Source organism: Burkholderia sp. AU19243 (assembly GCF_018148075.1).
GTDB lineage: Bacteria > Pseudomonadota > Gammaproteobacteria > Burkholderiales > Burkholderiaceae > Burkholderia > Burkholderia latens_A.
The window spans coordinates 39128-54926 of record NZ_JAGSTV010000006.1; the positions used below are offsets into that span (position 1 = coordinate 39128).

At 66.7% G+C, this 15799-nt stretch carries 14 protein-coding genes; 7 read left to right on the forward strand and 7 right to left on the reverse strand.

Annotated elements, in window-relative coordinates; translation table 11 throughout:
• Positions 1-87: 87 nt before the first annotated feature.
• Together KDW55_RS13345 and KDW55_RS13350 are read left to right on the forward strand one after the other, a co-directional pair.
• On the forward strand, positions 88-723 hold the full coding sequence (locus KDW55_RS13345; RefSeq protein WP_212160433.1) for an FMN-binding negative transcriptional regulator: 636 nt from the start codon (positions 88-90) through the stop codon (positions 721-723).
• A gap of 204 nt (positions 724-927) precedes the next feature.
• Positions 928-1737 (forward strand): hypothetical protein, encoded by an 810-nt coding sequence (locus KDW55_RS13350; RefSeq protein ID WP_212160432.1) that lies wholly within the window; start codon positions 928-930, stop codon positions 1735-1737.
• Positions 1738-1765: 28 nt separating this feature from the next.
• Here KDW55_RS13350 and KDW55_RS13355 read toward each other — a convergent pair whose 3' ends face one another.
• Positions 1766-2332, reverse strand: a complete 567-nt coding sequence (locus KDW55_RS13355) for a thioredoxin family protein (protein ID WP_212197972.1) — start codon at positions 2330-2332, stop codon at positions 1766-1768.
• A gap of 228 nt (positions 2333-2560) precedes the next feature.
• Between KDW55_RS13355 and KDW55_RS13360 the strand changes: the two genes are divergently transcribed.
• Together KDW55_RS13360 and KDW55_RS13365 are read left to right on the forward strand one after the other, a co-directional pair.
• Positions 2561-3301 carry a response regulator gene (locus KDW55_RS13360; protein WP_059548575.1) on the forward strand — a complete coding sequence of 247 codons (741 nt, stop codon included), beginning with the start codon at positions 2561-2563 and terminating at the stop codon, positions 3299-3301.
• Entirely contained in the window at positions 3298-4620 is a 1323-nt protein-coding gene (locus KDW55_RS13365) for an ATP-binding protein (RefSeq protein WP_209821967.1), read from the forward strand. The genes KDW55_RS13360 and KDW55_RS13365 overlap by 4 nt, the downstream gene beginning before the upstream one ends.
• Before the next feature lie 172 nt (positions 4621-4792).
• On the opposite strand, the gene KDW55_RS13370 is transcribed toward KDW55_RS13365, so the two are convergent.
• The 3 genes from KDW55_RS13370 to KDW55_RS13380 all read right to left on the reverse strand — a co-directional run bounded on the left by KDW55_RS13370 (position 4793) and on the right by KDW55_RS13380 (position 6860).
• Entirely contained in the window at positions 4793-5527 is a 735-nt protein-coding gene (locus KDW55_RS13370) for a metallophosphoesterase family protein (protein ID WP_212160430.1), read from the reverse strand.
• Positions 5528-5647: 120 nt separating this feature from the next.
• Complete coding sequence (locus KDW55_RS13375) at positions 5648-6184, reverse strand: GNAT family N-acetyltransferase (RefSeq protein WP_040138690.1); 537 nt, start codon at positions 6182-6184, stop codon at positions 5648-5650.
• A gap of 43 nt (positions 6185-6227) precedes the next feature.
• Positions 6228-6860, reverse strand: a complete 633-nt coding sequence (locus tag KDW55_RS13380) for a LysE family translocator (RefSeq protein WP_040138689.1) — start codon at positions 6858-6860, stop codon at positions 6228-6230.
• 23 nt (positions 6861-6883) lie between these two features.
• On the opposite strand from KDW55_RS13380, the gene KDW55_RS13385 reads away from it, so the two are divergent.
• The 3 genes from KDW55_RS13385 to KDW55_RS13395 all read left to right on the forward strand — a co-directional run bounded on the left by KDW55_RS13385 (position 6884) and on the right by KDW55_RS13395 (position 11010).
• Positions 6884-7192 (forward strand): hypothetical protein, encoded by a 309-nt coding sequence (locus KDW55_RS13385; protein WP_212149776.1) that lies wholly within the window; start codon positions 6884-6886, stop codon positions 7190-7192.
• Positions 7189-8382, forward strand: coding sequence for a porin (locus KDW55_RS13390; protein WP_069243333.1), 1194 nt, complete (start codon positions 7189-7191; stop codon positions 8380-8382). The genes KDW55_RS13385 and KDW55_RS13390 overlap by 4 nt, the downstream gene beginning before the upstream one ends.
• Positions 8383-9087: 705 nt before the next feature.
• Positions 9088-11010 (forward strand): SMP-30/gluconolactonase/LRE family protein, encoded by a 1923-nt coding sequence (locus KDW55_RS13395; protein ID WP_212160428.1) that lies wholly within the window; start codon positions 9088-9090, stop codon positions 11008-11010.
• 28 nt (positions 11011-11038) lie between these two features.
• Here the strand turns inward: KDW55_RS13395 and KDW55_RS13400 are convergent, their stop codons facing one another.
• The 3 genes from KDW55_RS13400 to KDW55_RS13410 all read right to left on the reverse strand — a co-directional run bounded on the left by KDW55_RS13400 (position 11039) and on the right by KDW55_RS13410 (position 15673).
• Positions 11039-13216, reverse strand: a complete 2178-nt coding sequence (locus KDW55_RS13400) for a TonB-dependent siderophore receptor (RefSeq protein WP_209825371.1) — start codon at positions 13214-13216, stop codon at positions 11039-11041.
• Positions 13217-13631: 415 nt separating this feature from the next.
• The gene (locus KDW55_RS13405; RefSeq protein WP_212160427.1) at positions 13632-14597 is read right to left on the reverse strand and encodes a PDR/VanB family oxidoreductase; all 966 of its coding nucleotides are present in this window, start codon (positions 14595-14597) and stop codon (positions 13632-13634) included.
• The gene (locus KDW55_RS13410) at positions 14597-15673 is read right to left on the reverse strand and encodes an aromatic ring-hydroxylating dioxygenase subunit alpha (RefSeq protein WP_212160426.1); all 1077 of its coding nucleotides are present in this window, start codon (positions 15671-15673) and stop codon (positions 14597-14599) included. Before KDW55_RS13410 ends, KDW55_RS13405 begins: the two co-directional genes overlap by 1 nt.
• Between the last annotated feature and the right edge of the window lie 126 nt (positions 15674-15799).

Sequence of the window (15799 nt, forward strand, 5' to 3'; positions counted from 1 at the left end):
GGCTCTACAGAATAAACCAGATAACGCTCACAATCGGCGCATGCCGTGCCCGTTTCCGCCAGAACCCTGTCCGACCGTGGAGCCGCCATGTATGTCCCCGCCGATTTCGCCGAATCCCGTCCCGACGCGCTGCGCGAGCTGATCGTGCAGCACCCGTTCGGCAGCCTGGTCACGCATGGGAAGAGCGGCCTCGACGCGAACCATCTTCCGTTCGAGCTGGTGTCCGGCGATGGCGGCGCCGGCGAGTTGCATGCGCACGTCGCGCGGGCGAATCCGGTGTGGCAGGAGGTCGCGAACGGCGACGAGGTGCTTGTCATTTTCCGCGGTGGCGACGCCTACGTTTCGCCGAACTGGTATCCGAGCAAACACGTCACGCATCGGCACGTGCCGACCTGGAACTACATGGTCGTGCACGCGCACGGCCGCATCACGGTGCGCGACGACGAGAAGTTCGTGCGGGGCGTGGTTGCGCGGCTGACGCGCACGCACGAGGCGTCGCAACCGTTGCCGTGGAAGATGGCCGACGCGCCGAAGGACTATCTCGATGCGATGCTGCAGTCGATCGTCGGGCTGCAGATCGAGATCACGCGGCTCGTCGGCAAGCGCAAGCTCGGGCAGAACAGGACGGTCGACGATATGCGCGGTGCGGCCGATGCGCTGATCGCGGAGGGGCATCTCGCGATCGGTGAAGCGATGCTGGCGGAGGCCGACGCAAAGCGCTAGCGAGCGACGCACGGCGTGGGGGCGGCGAGGTCAAGCGACGGCGCGGAGCCGGGCGGGGCCGTAACGCGGAATTCGCCGCGCGTTGACGCGTCGCGGCGAAATTGCCCGTGTCGGGGTGGGTGTGTATCGTGCAGTGGCGTACTTGCCGTGACGGAACACGCGCAGGCGATGCGCGCCGCTTGAACCCCCTTTTCATCCCGCACTATGACCCTGCTCAAGCCTCTATTCGAGAAATGGAAGGCGCAATCGCCTTCCGGGAAACTTTACACATCGGGCAATGCCGCGTTGACGCTCGTCATGGGCGCCCTCGTCGCGATTCCGTGGACGGAGCAACGCACGCTGACGTTGGTGATGGCGGTTCCGTTGGTACTGTTCATGGCCGGATTCTTGATCTGGTTCGTGCCGAAACTGCTTGCATTCAGCCGGTCGCAGATCGGGACGATGCCGATCGTCGTTGTGAGCACGCTGCTTGCACCAATCTGCTTGGGAGTCTCAAGGCAGTTCGTCGGCATGGTTGTGCGACTGCCCCCGCAGTCATTCGACGTGACGGTGGCACTGTTCGCGGTTCTTTTCATTCCCATCGGATGGGGCGTCGTTGTCAGTGCCATTCTGCTGTTCGTGTGCTCCGTGTCGATTCTGGGCGTGATGACGACGTCATCTTTTCGTCCATTCCTGCGCATCTTCGCAGTGAATCCGACCGGCTGGCTTGCATGTACGCTCGGACGCGTGGCAGCGGCCGAACGCGCGATCGGCAACCACGCGGCGGGTGCATTCGTGTTCGGCATCGTCATCCTGCTGTTGTCCGCCGGTTATGCCTCTGCTGTAGCGAATCCCGCTGTCGGCCGACTGGCCGCGTACGCGCTCGACTTCTCTTATGCGGACGAGTACCCGGGCATTCGATCCGGTGAGCGCATTCGTCTGCTCGACAACGGCCTTGTCGCGCACGCGGAGCGGCGAGGACTCGAGGTGACATTCGACGTGAACGAGTACGCGTCGCGCCCAAAGGCGAAGTGAGCCGCACCGAACAGCACGTGCCGACCTGCTACTGCGTCCGCGTCGTCCCCGCCTGCGCCAGCGCGCCGCGAATCGCCGCCTCGGTCTTGTCATACCCGCCTTCGCCATACCGCGTGTAGACGACTTTCCCGTTCGCGTCGATCAGATACAGCGTGGGCCAGTACTGATTCCCGTACGCGCGCCACGTGTCGTAGCGGTTATCCTGCGCGACCGGATACCGGATGTCGAAACGCTTGATCGCGTCGGCAACGTTCTTCGCATCGCGCTCGAACGGATACTCGGGCGTATGCACGCCGACCACGACGAGCCCCTGGTCGCGATACTTCCGGTACCAGTCGTTCACGTACGGAATCGTATGAATGCAGTTGATGCACGAGTACGTCCAGAAATCGACCAGCACGACCTTGCCGCGCAACTGGTCCAGCTTGAGCGGCGCGCTGTTGTGCCAGCGCTCGATGCCGGTGAAATCGGGCGCCTGCGTGCCGGCGAGCGACGCGGTCATGCCGGGGTCGTCGCGGGTGCCGGCGAACGCGGCGAGCCCCGCCGTGGCGGCGAGGGCGATCACGAAGGCGGCGGTCTTGAATCGGGGCAGCATGGCGGTTCTCCGGGTAGGGCGGCCGTCGCGCGGGTGCGTCGGCCGGACAGGTTTCGACAGCCCCCATTGGGCCGCGCCGACGTATCTGCGATGTGTCCGGCCGGTCGCGCATGTGCAATGTTGTGTGTCGTCGTGGCGGCGCGATACATTGCGATACAAATGCGCGCCCGCGGTGCGGTATAACAGCGGACATCGCCAGGCGAACCCTCACGACACCGACACCGATTCATGGACAAAATCGACCACGTACTGATCGTCGACGACGATCGCGCGATCCGCGAACTGATCGCGGATTACCTCGAGAAGAACGGCATGCGCGTGTCGGTCGCCGCGAACGGCCGCGAGATGCGCAACGTGCTCGACGACGGCGCGCCCGACCTGATCGTGCTCGACCTGATGCTGCCCGGCGAGGACGGGCTCACGCTGTGCCGGGATCTGCGCGCCGGCAAGTTCCGCACGGTGCCGGTGCTGATGCTGACCGCGCGCGGCGAGGAAACCGACCGCATCATCGGCCTCGAAATGGGCGCCGACGACTATCTCGCGAAGCCGTTCGCGGTGCGAGAGCTGCTCGCGCGGATCCGCTCGGTGCTGCGGCGCGCGCGGATGCTGCCGCCCGGCATGCAGGTGACGGAGACGGCCGCGATGCTCGCGTTCGGCGAATGGCGTCTCGACACGACGGGGCGCCATCTGCTCGACGCCGAAGGCACGCTGGTCGCGCTGAGCGGCGCCGAATACCGGCTGCTGCGCGTGTTCGTCGACAACCCGCAACGCGTACTGACCCGCGATCAGCTGCTCAACCTTACGCAGGGCCGGCAGTCCGATCCGTTCGACCGGTCGATCGACCTGCTCGTGAGCCGGCTGCGCCAGCGGCTGCGCGACGGCGCGCGCGAGCCGCGCTACATCAAGACGCTGCGAAACGAGGGTTACGTGTTCTCGTCGGCGGTGACGTCGGTGGAAGGCGACGCATGAACGCGCGCACGCTGTGGCACTGGCCGCGCTCGCTGTTCACCCGGCTCGCGCTGATCCTGTGCGTCGGCCTCGTGCTCGCGCAGACGCTCTCGTTCTGGCTCACCGTGATGGAGCGCGACCAGGCAACGACCAACCTGATGATGGGCTACATCGAGCGCGAGGTCGCGAGCTCGGTCGCGCTGCTCGACCATCTTCCGCCGGACCAGCGCGCCGCATGGCTGCCGCGTCTCGCGCGGCGCAGCTACGCATTCATCCTCGGCCCCGGCGAGACGGGAACGCCGCCGGAGGCAAGACTGTCGGCGCGCGTCGAGCGCTCGATTTCGGACGGCATCGGTGGCGACTATCCGCTGACCGCGAACGCGATGCCGGGCGATAGCGAGCATCTGCAAGTACATCTGCGCCTGACCGACGGCTCGCCGCTGACGATCGACATCCATCCGATGTCGACGGTGCCGCTGTCGGGGTGGCTGCCTTACGTGCTCGCGCTGCAACTGGCGGTGCTGGCCGCGTGCTGCTGGATCGCGGTGCGGCTCGCGACGCGGCCGCTGAACCAGCTCGCGCAGGCGGCCGACGCGCTCGGCCCCGACCTGAAGGGCGAACGCCTGCGCGAGGACGGGCCGTCCGAAGTCGCGCGCGCCGCGCGGGCGTTCAATGCGATGCAGGACCGCATCGCGCAGTACATGGCGGAACGCATGCAGATCCTTGCGTCGATCTCGCACGACTTGCAGACGCCGATCACGCGGATGCGGTTGCGCGTCGACGTGATGGACGACGACGCGCAGGGGGCGAAGCTGCGCCAGGACCTGATCGAGATGGAGCATCTGGTGAAGGAAGGCGTCGCATATGCGCGCACGCTGCACGGCACGGAAGAGGCCGCGCGTCGCATCGACCTCGATGCGCTGCTCGACAGCATCGTGTGCGACTACACGGATGCGGGGCAGGATGTCGCGCTGCACGGCGGCGGCCCGCTCGCGCTCGTCACGCGGCCGAAGGCGCTGCGCCGGATCGTCGGCAATCTCGTCGACAACGCGCTGAAGTTCGCGGGCGCGGCCGAGATCGACGTGCAGCCGGCGCCCGGCGGCGGCGCCGTCATCGCGGTGCTCGACCGCGGGCCCGGCATTCCGGACGATCAACTCGACGCGGTGTTCGAGCCGTTCCGGCGCGTCGAGACGTCACGCAATCGCGAGACGGGCGGCACCGGGCTCGGCCTCGCGATCGCACGACAACTTGCGCTCGCGATGGGCGGCACGCTCACGCTGCGCAACCGGCCGGATGGCGGCGGCCTGGAAGCGCGGTTGACGCTCGCGAATGCGGCGTGATGCGGTGGCGCGGCGCAGCGGGGTGACGCGGCAGGCTGGCGCCGCGTGATGCCGCGCGACGCTGCGGTGCGCGGCGAGATCGTGCATGTCGACGCCGCCGGGCGCGATCGTCAATGCCGGATATCTGACCAGAGCCGTGCGTGGGACGCGGTGTGGAGAAGGCGGCGATGCGTCAGCACCGCCCGGTGCGCAGCGCGACGGCCCAGTCGTCGCGCCCGCGCGATGCCGCGGTGGCGGCGGCCGTGTGCCAGTCGTACTCGACCGCGTGAAACGCCGCGTGCCACCCGGCCCGCGTGCGCGACACCATCGCATAGCGCGCATGCGGCGAACCGGTTTCGATCCGGTGCGGATGCGGCTGATCGTCGGCGTACGCCTGCAGCCCGACGCTGCCCGGGTTGACGATGAGCCGGCCGTCGTCGAGCTTCGCGATGCGGGGCACGTGCGTGTGCCCGCACAGGATCAGCGATGCCGGCACGTCGCCGGCGCGCTGCGCGATTTCATCGGGCGTCGCCGCGCGGCAGCCTTCCGGTGTGACCGTTTCGAGGAAATAGACGAGGTCGCTCGCGGGCGTGCCGTGCACGAGCAGCACGTCGTCGCCGAGCGTCACGCGCTCGGGCAGCGCGGCGATCCATGCGCGATGCTCGTCGCGCAGCGTGTCGTGCGCCCAGCGATCGGACGGACCCATCGTGTCGCGATCCCCGGTCAGCAGTTGTCGCTCGTGATTGCCCTTGATGGTTGGCAGGTCGAGCGCAATCAGGCGCTCGGCCGTTTCGGCCGGCTGGAGCGCCCCCGACACGATGTCGCCGAGATTGACGATCACGTCGGCGCCGCGGCGGCGCACGTCGTCGAGCACCGCGTCGAGCGCGGCGAGGTTGCCGTGGATGTCGGATAGCGCGGCGATTTTCATGACGAAGCAGTCGATGCGGGGAACGGCGATTGTCGCCAATTCGGCGTGGATCGTCCAATCGCGTCGACGGCGGCGTGCACGCATCGCACGGCCACCCGCGTCCGTTTGCCGGCCGGCGCGTCAGTCGGTCGCGATGCGCGCGTACATCGCGAAATCGCGCGGCACGCCGCGCACCATCCTGTATGCACGCAGCAAGCCTTCGTACCGGTAGCCGCATTTCTCGAGTACGCGCGCGGAGCCGGCATTGGTCGTCAGCACGACGCCTTGCACGCGCACGAAGCCTTCGGCTGCGAATGCCCACGCTGTGACGCTCGCGCAGAGCGCGCTTGCGATGCCGCACCCCCAGTACGGCGGCGCGAGATCGTATGCAATTTCGGCGGAGCGATTAATCGTCGATATCGTATGCAGCCCGATCGTGCCGGCCAGCGCGCCGGATGCGTCGTCGACGATCGCGAGACGGCGGATCGAGTCCGGATGAGGCGATTCGATGTTGGCGAACAACGGCAGCAGATCGCGGCGGGAACGCAGGTTCCAGCTCGTGTGGCGCACGACGTCCGGATTCGACAGATACGCGAACCACTTGTCGAGATCCGCGCGGTCGAGCTGGCGGAGCGACAGGCCGGGGAAGCCGGAGCGGGGCGGCGCATCGACTTTCATCGCGTGTCAGTCGCGAACGATGTGTTGTGCGTGCCGATCCGGCCTACGCCGCATGGCGTCGATACAGCGCGAGCGAACCGGCCAGCACGAGCAGCATCGCGCCGCAGGTGCGCTCGAGCCACAGCGCGCCCGCGCGCTTCAGCACCCGCACCGCGCGTGCGCCGAGCAGCGCGTAGCCGAACATCACCGCACCGTCGAGCAGCGCGAACGTCACGGCGAGCGCGACGTATTGCGGTGCGAGCGCCGCAGCCGGATCGAGGAACTGCGGCAGGAACGCGGAGAAAAACAGGTAGCCCTTCGGATTCGTCGCCGCGGTCAGGAAGCTCTTGGCGAAGATGGACGCGTTGCGCTCCGGCGCCTCGGTGCCGTGCGCGGTGGCGACGTCGAGCGTGCCCTTCGACGTGAGCAGCCGGACGCCGACGTACGCGAGATAGGCGGCGCCGAGCCACTTCACGACCGAGAACCAGAACGCCGATGCGATCAGCAGCGCGCCGAGGCCGAGCGCGACCGCGACGATCAGCACGAAGTCGGACAGCATCGCGCCGGCGAAGCCGTAGGCCGCGCGGCGAACGCCGTAGCGCGAGCCATTGGTCAGCGCGAGCAATACGGTCGGGCCGGGCGTTGCGATTCCGACGAACGCGACGGCGGCGAAAATCAGCAAGGTTGTGTGATGCATGCCGGCGGCTCCCGTGCAAGGCGGTGCTCGATTATCTGGCGCGCGTCGCCGCGCTGTACAGCGTCTTGCGCGACGCGACGAATTGTCTCGAAATCAGCAAGAAGCTGTTTTCATTATTACGCTATCGAACGGAACCGGTTCCATCTACCATGGCGGCCACGGCGGGCATGCTCGCCGCGACGTCGCGCGCGTATCGCACGTGCGCGTTCCCGCGTGCGGCCGCCGCCGGCCCGGCAACATCGAACACCGAAACGCCGGCGGATCTCGCCGACCGCACGTGCTACTCGCATAGAACAACGGGCTCGTCGCCCGGAGACGCTAAAAAACCATGAACAAGCAACTGATCGCAGCACCGCTGCTGCTCTCGCTCGCGGGTCTCGCATCCGCGCAAAGCTCCGTCACGCTGTACGGGATCGTCGACGCGGGCGTGACCTACCGCAGCAACGAACGGGTCGGCTCGACGGGCGCGTACACCGGCCATTCGAACGTCGGCCTGACTACCGGCAACCTGTCCGGCAGCCGCTGGGGCATCAAGGGTTCGGAAGATCTCGGTGGCGGAATGCGCGCGCTGTTCGTGCTCGAGAACGGCTTCGACATCACCAACGGCACGTCGGGCCAGGGCGGCCGCCAGTTCGGCCGCCAGGCGTTCGTCGGCGTCGGCAGCAATCGCTACGGGACAGTCACGCTCGGCCGCCAGTACACGTCGCTCGACGACTTCGTAAGCCCGGTCGGGCCGTCGTCGTTCATCGGCGGCTTCGGCGCGCATCCCGGCGACATCGACGATCTCGACCAGACCGCACGCGTCGACAGCTCGATCAAGTTCACGAGCGCGAACTATGCGGGCTTCACGTTCGGCGCGCTGTACGGCTTCGGCGGCCAACCAGGCAGCATGAAGCGGCGCAATACGTGGAGCGTCGGCGCGGCGTACGCGTCCGGGCCGCTGCGCGTCGGCGTCGGCTACGAGCGCTCGGACAACAGCAAGACGGGCGCGGCCGATCCGGCGGCGGGCAAGTGGCAAAGCACCGACGACGGCCTGTTCAACTCGTCGATCAACGAAGGCTATGCGAGCGCGCAGTCGCAGCAAATCGTCGCGACCGGCGCGACTTACGACTTCGGTGCGGCAGTGGTCGGCGTGAACTACAGCAACGTGCAGTACCGCGGCGGCCCGCAGTCGCTGTTCAACGGCCATGCGACCTTCAACGTCGCGGGCGTGTTCACGCGCTGGAACGTGCGGCCGCAGACGCAACTGTTCGCCGGCTACAGCTACACGCGCGGCAGTGACGTCGACGGCATCGACAACCGCGCGCAGTATCACAACGTCACGCTGGGCGCGGCCTACGACCTGTCGAAGCGCACCAGCGTGTACCTGCTCGGGGCGTACCAGCACGCGTCGGGCACGACGCTCGACGCGCTCGGCCGGCCGGTGGCCGCGACCGCGTCGGTGTCGGACAAGGCGAACGGCCATTCGTCCGATTCGCGCTCGCAGGCGATCGTGAGCGTCGGGATGCGTCAGAAGTTCTGACGCGCGCGATCGGTCGCAGGTGCGCACGGCGGGCAGCGTACCGACGACCCGCAGCCGACGGATGCATCTGGCGTGCGGGCAGCGCGCGAGGGCTGTCGCGATGCGCGGCCCGACTCCGTCGACAGCCGGTGCGGTACGGCGCTCGATCGCGCACGCCCGCCTGACATGGCCGCACGCGCAGCCCGCATGCGGCCTTCTCGTTCTATCGTCGGCTATTCGGTGCTTCGCCGGTCGGCCCGCGGCTTCGTCGTTCTTGGCCGTTGCTCTGTTGACGGCATTCCGCCGCGCATCGCTCTATTTCACTTCTTCATGATCGTGCGGCAATGCGGCATGCATCGTGCGCGTCGCATCGGGCCATGCCTCTGCGCCGGATTATTTTTTCTCTTTCATTTTAATTTCGATTTGTAATCATTGGCCTCGATTTGGATGCGCTGGAAATTCGATATGTGCGCATCAGCAATAATTACCAACGCCAATTCGATAATTCGCAAAAAATTCCTGTTTTTATGAGTCGCATCGGCCTCGTGCGACGGCGATAGATGCTCGTAGAAGCGGAGTGATGGACCGCCGGTTGGCCCGTGCCGGGCGGTAAAGCAATGTAATGTGAATTTCACCGCGCAATTGAACACGACTTTGCAGAAATCACCAATATTTCATGCGCGGCGAATTAAAGTGTCGAGAAACGATCGTCCGGGAGCATCATTCATGGTATCGAAACAAATGCGCGCGGCATTGCTTGGAATGTGCATGGCAATGCTGGCGGCGCTGACTCCCGCGCAAGCGCAGTACACGACGGACTGGCTCGCGAACACGTTCGGCACGCTCGCTGCGCACGTCGGCAACGGTGCGCGCTCGTTGTGGGTGGCGCCCGAAGGCGTGATCTACACGTCGTCGCGCTGGGACGAAAACGCGGGCGGCGTCGCGATCTACCAGAACGGGCAGACGCTCGGCACGATCGGCATCCACGACGAATTCCAGGGCGGCGCGATCACCGGCAACGCGAACTCGCTGTTCGTCGCGCTCGGCTACAACCGCACGTTCGGCAGCGGCTCGGTCGGCCGCTACAACCGCAGCACGAACCAGCGCGATCTGCGCATCCCCGTCAGCACATGGACGGGCATCCAGTACGCGGACGTGATCACCGGCCTCGCGACGGCCGGCAACCTGCTGTACGCGAGCGACTTCTACGGCAACCGCGTGCGCGTGTACACGACGGACGGCGTGTGGCAGCGAGACATCAGCGTATCGGGGCCGGGCGCGCTCGCGCTGGATGCGGCCGGCAACCTGTGGGTTGCGCGCAAGAGCGCGGGCGTCGTCGCGCAGTTCAGCCCGACCGGCGCGGCGATGAGCACGATCCAGATGGCGGCTCGCGCGCGGCCCGCGTCGCTGTATTTCGACGCGCCGACGGGGCAGCTGCTGGTAGGCGACGAAGGCCCCGACATGAACATCAAGATCTACGCGCTCATCGGCGTGCCGCTGCAGGTCGGGACGTTCGGCGTGCAAGGCGGATATCTCGACACGACGACGGGGATCAAGGGGCAGGTCGGCGACAAGCGCTTCACCCGCGTCGCGGGCATCGGCAAGGATGCGGCCGGCAACCTGTACGTGCTGAACAATGCGTGGGGCGGCGGCTGGGATCTCGGGCGCAACGGCAGCACCGATCTTCATTCGTACAGCCCGACGGGGGTGCTGCAATGGAAGCTGCAGGCGCTGAACTTCGAGGCGGCCGCCGCGCCCGATCCGGTCACCGACGGCGCGTTCTTCTACAGCGGCAACACCGTGTATACCGGCACCGCGGGCGGCACGTTCGTCGCGAACACGGTCGATCCGTTCACCTATCCGAAGGACCCGCGCCTCGACATGAACGATTACCAGCGCGGCCAGCATTTCGGCCAGCTCGCGCTGGTGAACGGTACGCGGATGCTTGTCGCGACCGGACAGAACCCCGGCAACTACAACATCTACCACTTCAACAGCGCGAGCGGTTACATCGCGATTCCGGACGGCTCGATCCCCGGCAAGCCGTTCAACACGACGCTGCAGGTGACGGCCGGCTTCTCGCTCGACGACAACGGCGACGTATGGGCCGGACTTGATCGCACCAACAACATCTCGCATTATCCGATGACGGGTTTCGACGCGACCGGGAAACCGACGTGGGGCAAGCCGGTGCAGATTCAGATTCCGCGCAGCGTGCTGCCGCTCACGCGAATCATCTACCAGGCCGACAGCGACACGATGATCCTCGCGCAGGGCATCTCGGGCAGTTGGGACTGGACCGCGATGAACGGACACATCGAGGTGTATCGCGGCTGGAAAGCCGGCAACACGACCACGCCGAACGTCGCGATCGATTTGACGAGCGCGAACCCGAAATCGATGGCGGCGGCCGGCCACTATCTGTTCGTCGGCTACGTGCACACGGTGCCGAACGTCGACGTGTTCGATCTGAATACCGGCAGCCTCGTGACCACGCTGACGAACTCGAACACGTCGGCGATGGACGTCGGCAACGACGTCGATTCGATGTACGGCATTCGTGCCTATCGACGCTCGACCGGCGAATACGTGATCACGAAAGACAATTACAACGGGTCGAGCCTCGTCGTGTATCGCTGGCGTCCGTGATCGCGTATGCGCGCGTCGCAACCGCCGGTCAGAACGACACGGTCGTCGTCAGCGTGACGAGCCGCGGCTCGCCGACCGCGACGATCAGGTTGCTGTTGCTCGACGGATAGTAGGTCTTGTCGAGCAGGTTCTTCACGTTGAGCTGGATGCGCGTCGGGAACTTGCCGATCGTCGTCTCGTAGGCCGCGAACGCATCGACGGTCACGTAGCCGGGCAGCGTGAAGCTGTTCGCGGTGTCGCCGGGCCGCGCGCCGACGAGCCGCGCGCCGCCGCCGAAACGCCAGTGGCCGGGCAGGTTCGCGATCGCGGTGTCGAACACCGCGAACAGGCTGCCGGTGTGACGCGCGACGTTGACGAGCGATGTGTTGCTGTCTCGATCGTTCGCGTTCGTGTATGCATAGCTGCCGATCAGGCTCAGGTGCCGCGTGATCTGTCCGGCGACATCGAGTTCGATCCCGCGCGAGCGTGCGGTGCCGATCGTCGACGTGACGTCGCCGACGGTGACGGCCACGTTGCGCTTGTCGATCTGGTAGGCCGCAAGCGTGCCGGTGATGCCGGGCTTCACGCTGAACTTCAGACCGGCCTCGAGCACGCGGCCGAATTCCGGCGCGAGCGGCGCCGCGACATTCGATGCGACGTTCGGCTTGAACGAGCGGCTCACGTTCGCATACGCGGTCAGCGACGGCGTGAGCGCATACGCGAGCCCGAACTGCGGCAGCCATACGTTTCCGTGCGAGCGGTCGGCGAACACGAACGGGCGGCCCATTCCCGATTCCTGCTGCCAGTCCTCCCAGCGCAGCCCGCCGACCGCGGTGAGCCGGTCGGTGATCTTCACCGAATCCTGCACGATCATCGAATACGCATGGACCTTCGAAAGCGAATCGCTTTGCTTCGCGCTCACCGTGCCGCCGGGCGCGAGCAGGCCGTACACGGGATCGTACAGATTGAAGCCTTTCGTCGCCGCGCCGCGGATCGTGTCGCCGCGATAACTGCGCTGCCGCTCGTATTCGCCGCCGATGTACAGCGCGTGGCTCATTCCCGCGAGGGTCACGTTGCCAAGCAGGCCGAGCGTCGCGATCTGGTCTGAATCGTTGCGCCCGAGGTTGGCATCGGATGAGCGCGACAGCGCGCCGGTCGTGCTGTTGAATGCGGTGGCGCGCGTGATGTACTGGTCGTACCGGTCGCGGCCCCAGCCATAGGTCGCGCGCACGCGCCACGCGTCGGAGAAGCGGTGCTCGACGCGGGCCCGCAGCGTTTCCTGGATTCCGCTGCTTTGCGCCCACGCTTCCTCGTAGCGGCGATAGCGCAGCGCATCGTCGGGACGGCCGCCTGCGAGCACGGTGCCGCGATCGAACGGTGTGGTGTAGTCGACGTATTGGTAACTGACGTCGATCGACGTGTTCGCGTCGTGCCACGACAGCGCGGGCGCGATCAGCGCGTTGCGCTCGCGGCCGAAGCTGCGCCAGTAGCGGCTCGTGTCGTAATCGCCGGTGAGCCGGAATGCGAGCGTGCCGCCCGCGACCTGCCCGGGCTTGCCGAGCGGGCCGGTCAGGTCGAACTGCGCGCCGCTGCCGCCGTGGCTCGTGCGTGAGGCCGAAATCGAGCCGCCGAACGTATCCTCCGGCTTGCGCGTGACGAGATTGATCACGCCGCCCGGATCCTGCATCCCGTACAGCAGCGACGCGGGGCCCTTCAGCACCTCGACGCGGTCGATCGTCGCCAGATAGCTGTGCAGAACCGGCGTGCGTACGCCATCGACGAGCACGGAGCCGTCGTTGTTCGAACCGAAACCGCGCTTGATGAACGCGTCGCGTGTGCCGCCGAGCGTATTGGTCTGCGTGACGCCGCTGATGTTGCCGAGCACGTCGTCGAGCGAGCGCGCCTGCTGGTCCTGCATCACGCTGCTGCTGACCACGGCGACCGATTGCGGAATCTCCTTCAGCGGGCGATCGTCGCCGCCGGCGATGCTGCTGGTGCGAGGTTGGTAGCCGACGGTCGGATCGGCGAGAGCCGCTGCGCTGACGCTGATCGCCGGCAATTCGCGTTCGGGCGGCACGGGCGCCGACGAAGGGGCGGCCGCTGCCGCGGCGGGAGGTTCGGTATCCGCATGCGCGCCGGTCGCGACGCAAAGGGTGATCAGGGCAGGCAGGCTCGCGCGCCACGGGCGCAAGGTCCGCGCATGGCGGGACGGTCGACGGGATGACATGAATCGATGGATGAAGGCGTGCCAAGGACGAGGGCGCGGGCCGCAGCACTCGACTGCGTCACCACGACAGGGTGCGCATGATATAGGTAATGAGAATCGTTTGCAATTGTAAAGATGAGCGTTCCGGCCGGAGCAGCAATCGCGCGGGAGCGATGACGTCGAATCGGGGGGCAACCGGTGATTTGACGCATGCCATCGCACGGTCTTCAACGTCGCGTGGACGTGATGCGACGGCATGTCCGCTGAGGCCGGAAAGGGTGCGCGCGGCCGACGAGCAGTCTGGCGTTCGTGCCGGCGTTGCGGCTAGCGTGTGCGTTCCACGCCGGGCGGGGGATAGAGCGGCGCGTAGCAGCTGCCGCCCGTGAACACCATCACGTGACGAATGGGGTGCGCCGCTGCCCGCCGCGCGAGCCGCCTACAGATCGAGCACCAGCAGGCCGGTTCGCGACCGAGAGCAACACGGCATGAACTGGTCGCCGACCGCCCGTTCCGCTTCCGTCAGATACGAATCGCGATGATCGGGCTCGCCTTCGAGCACGCGGGTCACGCAAGTGCCGCACACGCCTTGCTCGCACGACGTCAGCACGTCGATCCCGTTGGCTGCGAGCGCCGTGATGACCGTGCAGTCGGCCGGGACGTCGATCACCTTGCCGCTGCTCGCGATCTTGACCTGGAACGCGCGGTCGGCGCTAGTCGATGCCGCCGCGCCGCCGAAGAATTCGTAGTGCAGGCGCGCTTCGGGCCAGTCGCGCTCGCGCGCGGCGTTCAGTACTGCATCCATGAAGCCGCGTGGCCCGCACACGTACAGATGCGTGCCCGCAGGCACGCCGGCAAGCACGGCAGCCAGATCGAAGCGTTGCGCGGGATCGCCGTCGTCGACGTGGAGGCGCGCGCGATCGCGAAACCCGGCCGCTTCGAGCCGCTCGACGAAGGCCATGCGCGCCATCGAACGCGCGCAGTAGTGCATGTCGAACGGCATGCCCGATGAAAACAGCCGTTCCGCCATGCTCAGTATCGGCGTGACGCCGATCCCGCCCGCAAGCAATAGATGGTGCGGTGCGTCGGGCGCGAGCGGAAACTGATTGCGCGGCATGCCGATCCGCACGATGTCGCCTTGCCGGACCGCGTCGTGAATCGCGCGCGATCCGCCGCGGCCGTCGGCCTCGCGCAGCACGGCGATCTGGTAGCGATCGCATTGATCGGGGTGATTGCACAGCGAGTACTGGCGCACGAAGCCGCCCGGCAGATGCACGTCGATATGGGCGCCGGCGTCGAAGCGCGGCAACGGCGAGCCGTCGTCGCTGACGAATTCGAAGCCGCAGATATCGTGCGCTTCCTGCCACTTGCGGGCGACGCGCACCGTCAATGTCGCGTCGTTCATCACGCCTCCCCGACCTGTGCGACCGGAATCACGGGACGTTGCTGGCGCGCAGTGTTTTCGGCGGCGAGCAGCCGGTCGATTACCTTGCGCGACAGCACGCCGCCGGCGTCGATGTTCAGCTTCAGCAACTGGCGGTCCGGCCATTGTTCGAGGTTCCGTTGCTGGCGCTCGAGCATCTCGAGATCCTCCGCGAAGATCTTGCCCTGGCCTGCGCGGATCTCGGCGGTCAGCGCGTGATCGTCGGGCCGGAAGTTGCGCGCCATCCCCCAGAAATACCAGATCGACGTGTCGGTCTCGGGCGTGATGAAGTCGACGACGATCGACGACGCTTTCTTGTTCGCGGGCGCATCGTAGCCGCCGTGGCCCGCGTGCGCGACACCGACTTCGATCATCACGTGGCTCGGCGGCGTGAAGCGGCAGATCTGCCAGCGATCGACCGGCACGTCGTCGGCGAGGCCGTTGCCGCGCAGCGCCATCCGCCAGAACGGCGGCGGCATCACGTTTTGCATGAAGCGACTCGTGACGACTTCGTCGCCGTGGCTCGTCGTCTTCGGCGGCGCTTCGTCGATTTCCTTCTGGCCGATGCTCGTCGCATGCACGTACGTCTCGTGCGTGAGGTCCATCAGGTTGTCGATCATCAGCCGGTAGTCGCAGCGGATGTGATACAGGCCGCCGCCGTGCGCCCAGGCCGGATCCTCCGCCCACGCGAGCGGCGGCAGTTTGGCCGGATCGGCTTCAGATGCGTCGCCCGGCCACACCCAGACGAAGCCGTACCGCTCGACCGCCGGAAAGCTGCGGATCGCCGGAAAACCGCCGACGCGCTGGCCCGGCATGCCGGCCGTCTTGCCGTTGCAACCCATTTCGAGCCCGTGATAGCCGCACACGAGCACGCCGTCGCGCACGAACCCGAGCGACAGCGGCGCGCCGCGGTGCGGGCAGAAATCCTCGAGCGCGGCAACCTGGCCGTCCGCCGCCCGGTAGAACACGATCGATTCGTTGCAGATCTTGCGGCCCAGCGGCTTGCCTTCGATTTCGTCGGGTGTGCACGCCACATACCAAGCGTTCTTGAGAAACACGTGTCGTCTCCTTTGGGGCGGTACCGCCGGGGCGCGGCCCGTTCTTCATTCCGTGTACTGAATGTGATTCAGTGTACTTACCGAGGGCGGCCCGGGCAAGGCGGGCGGTATACTGGTTTTCCCGGG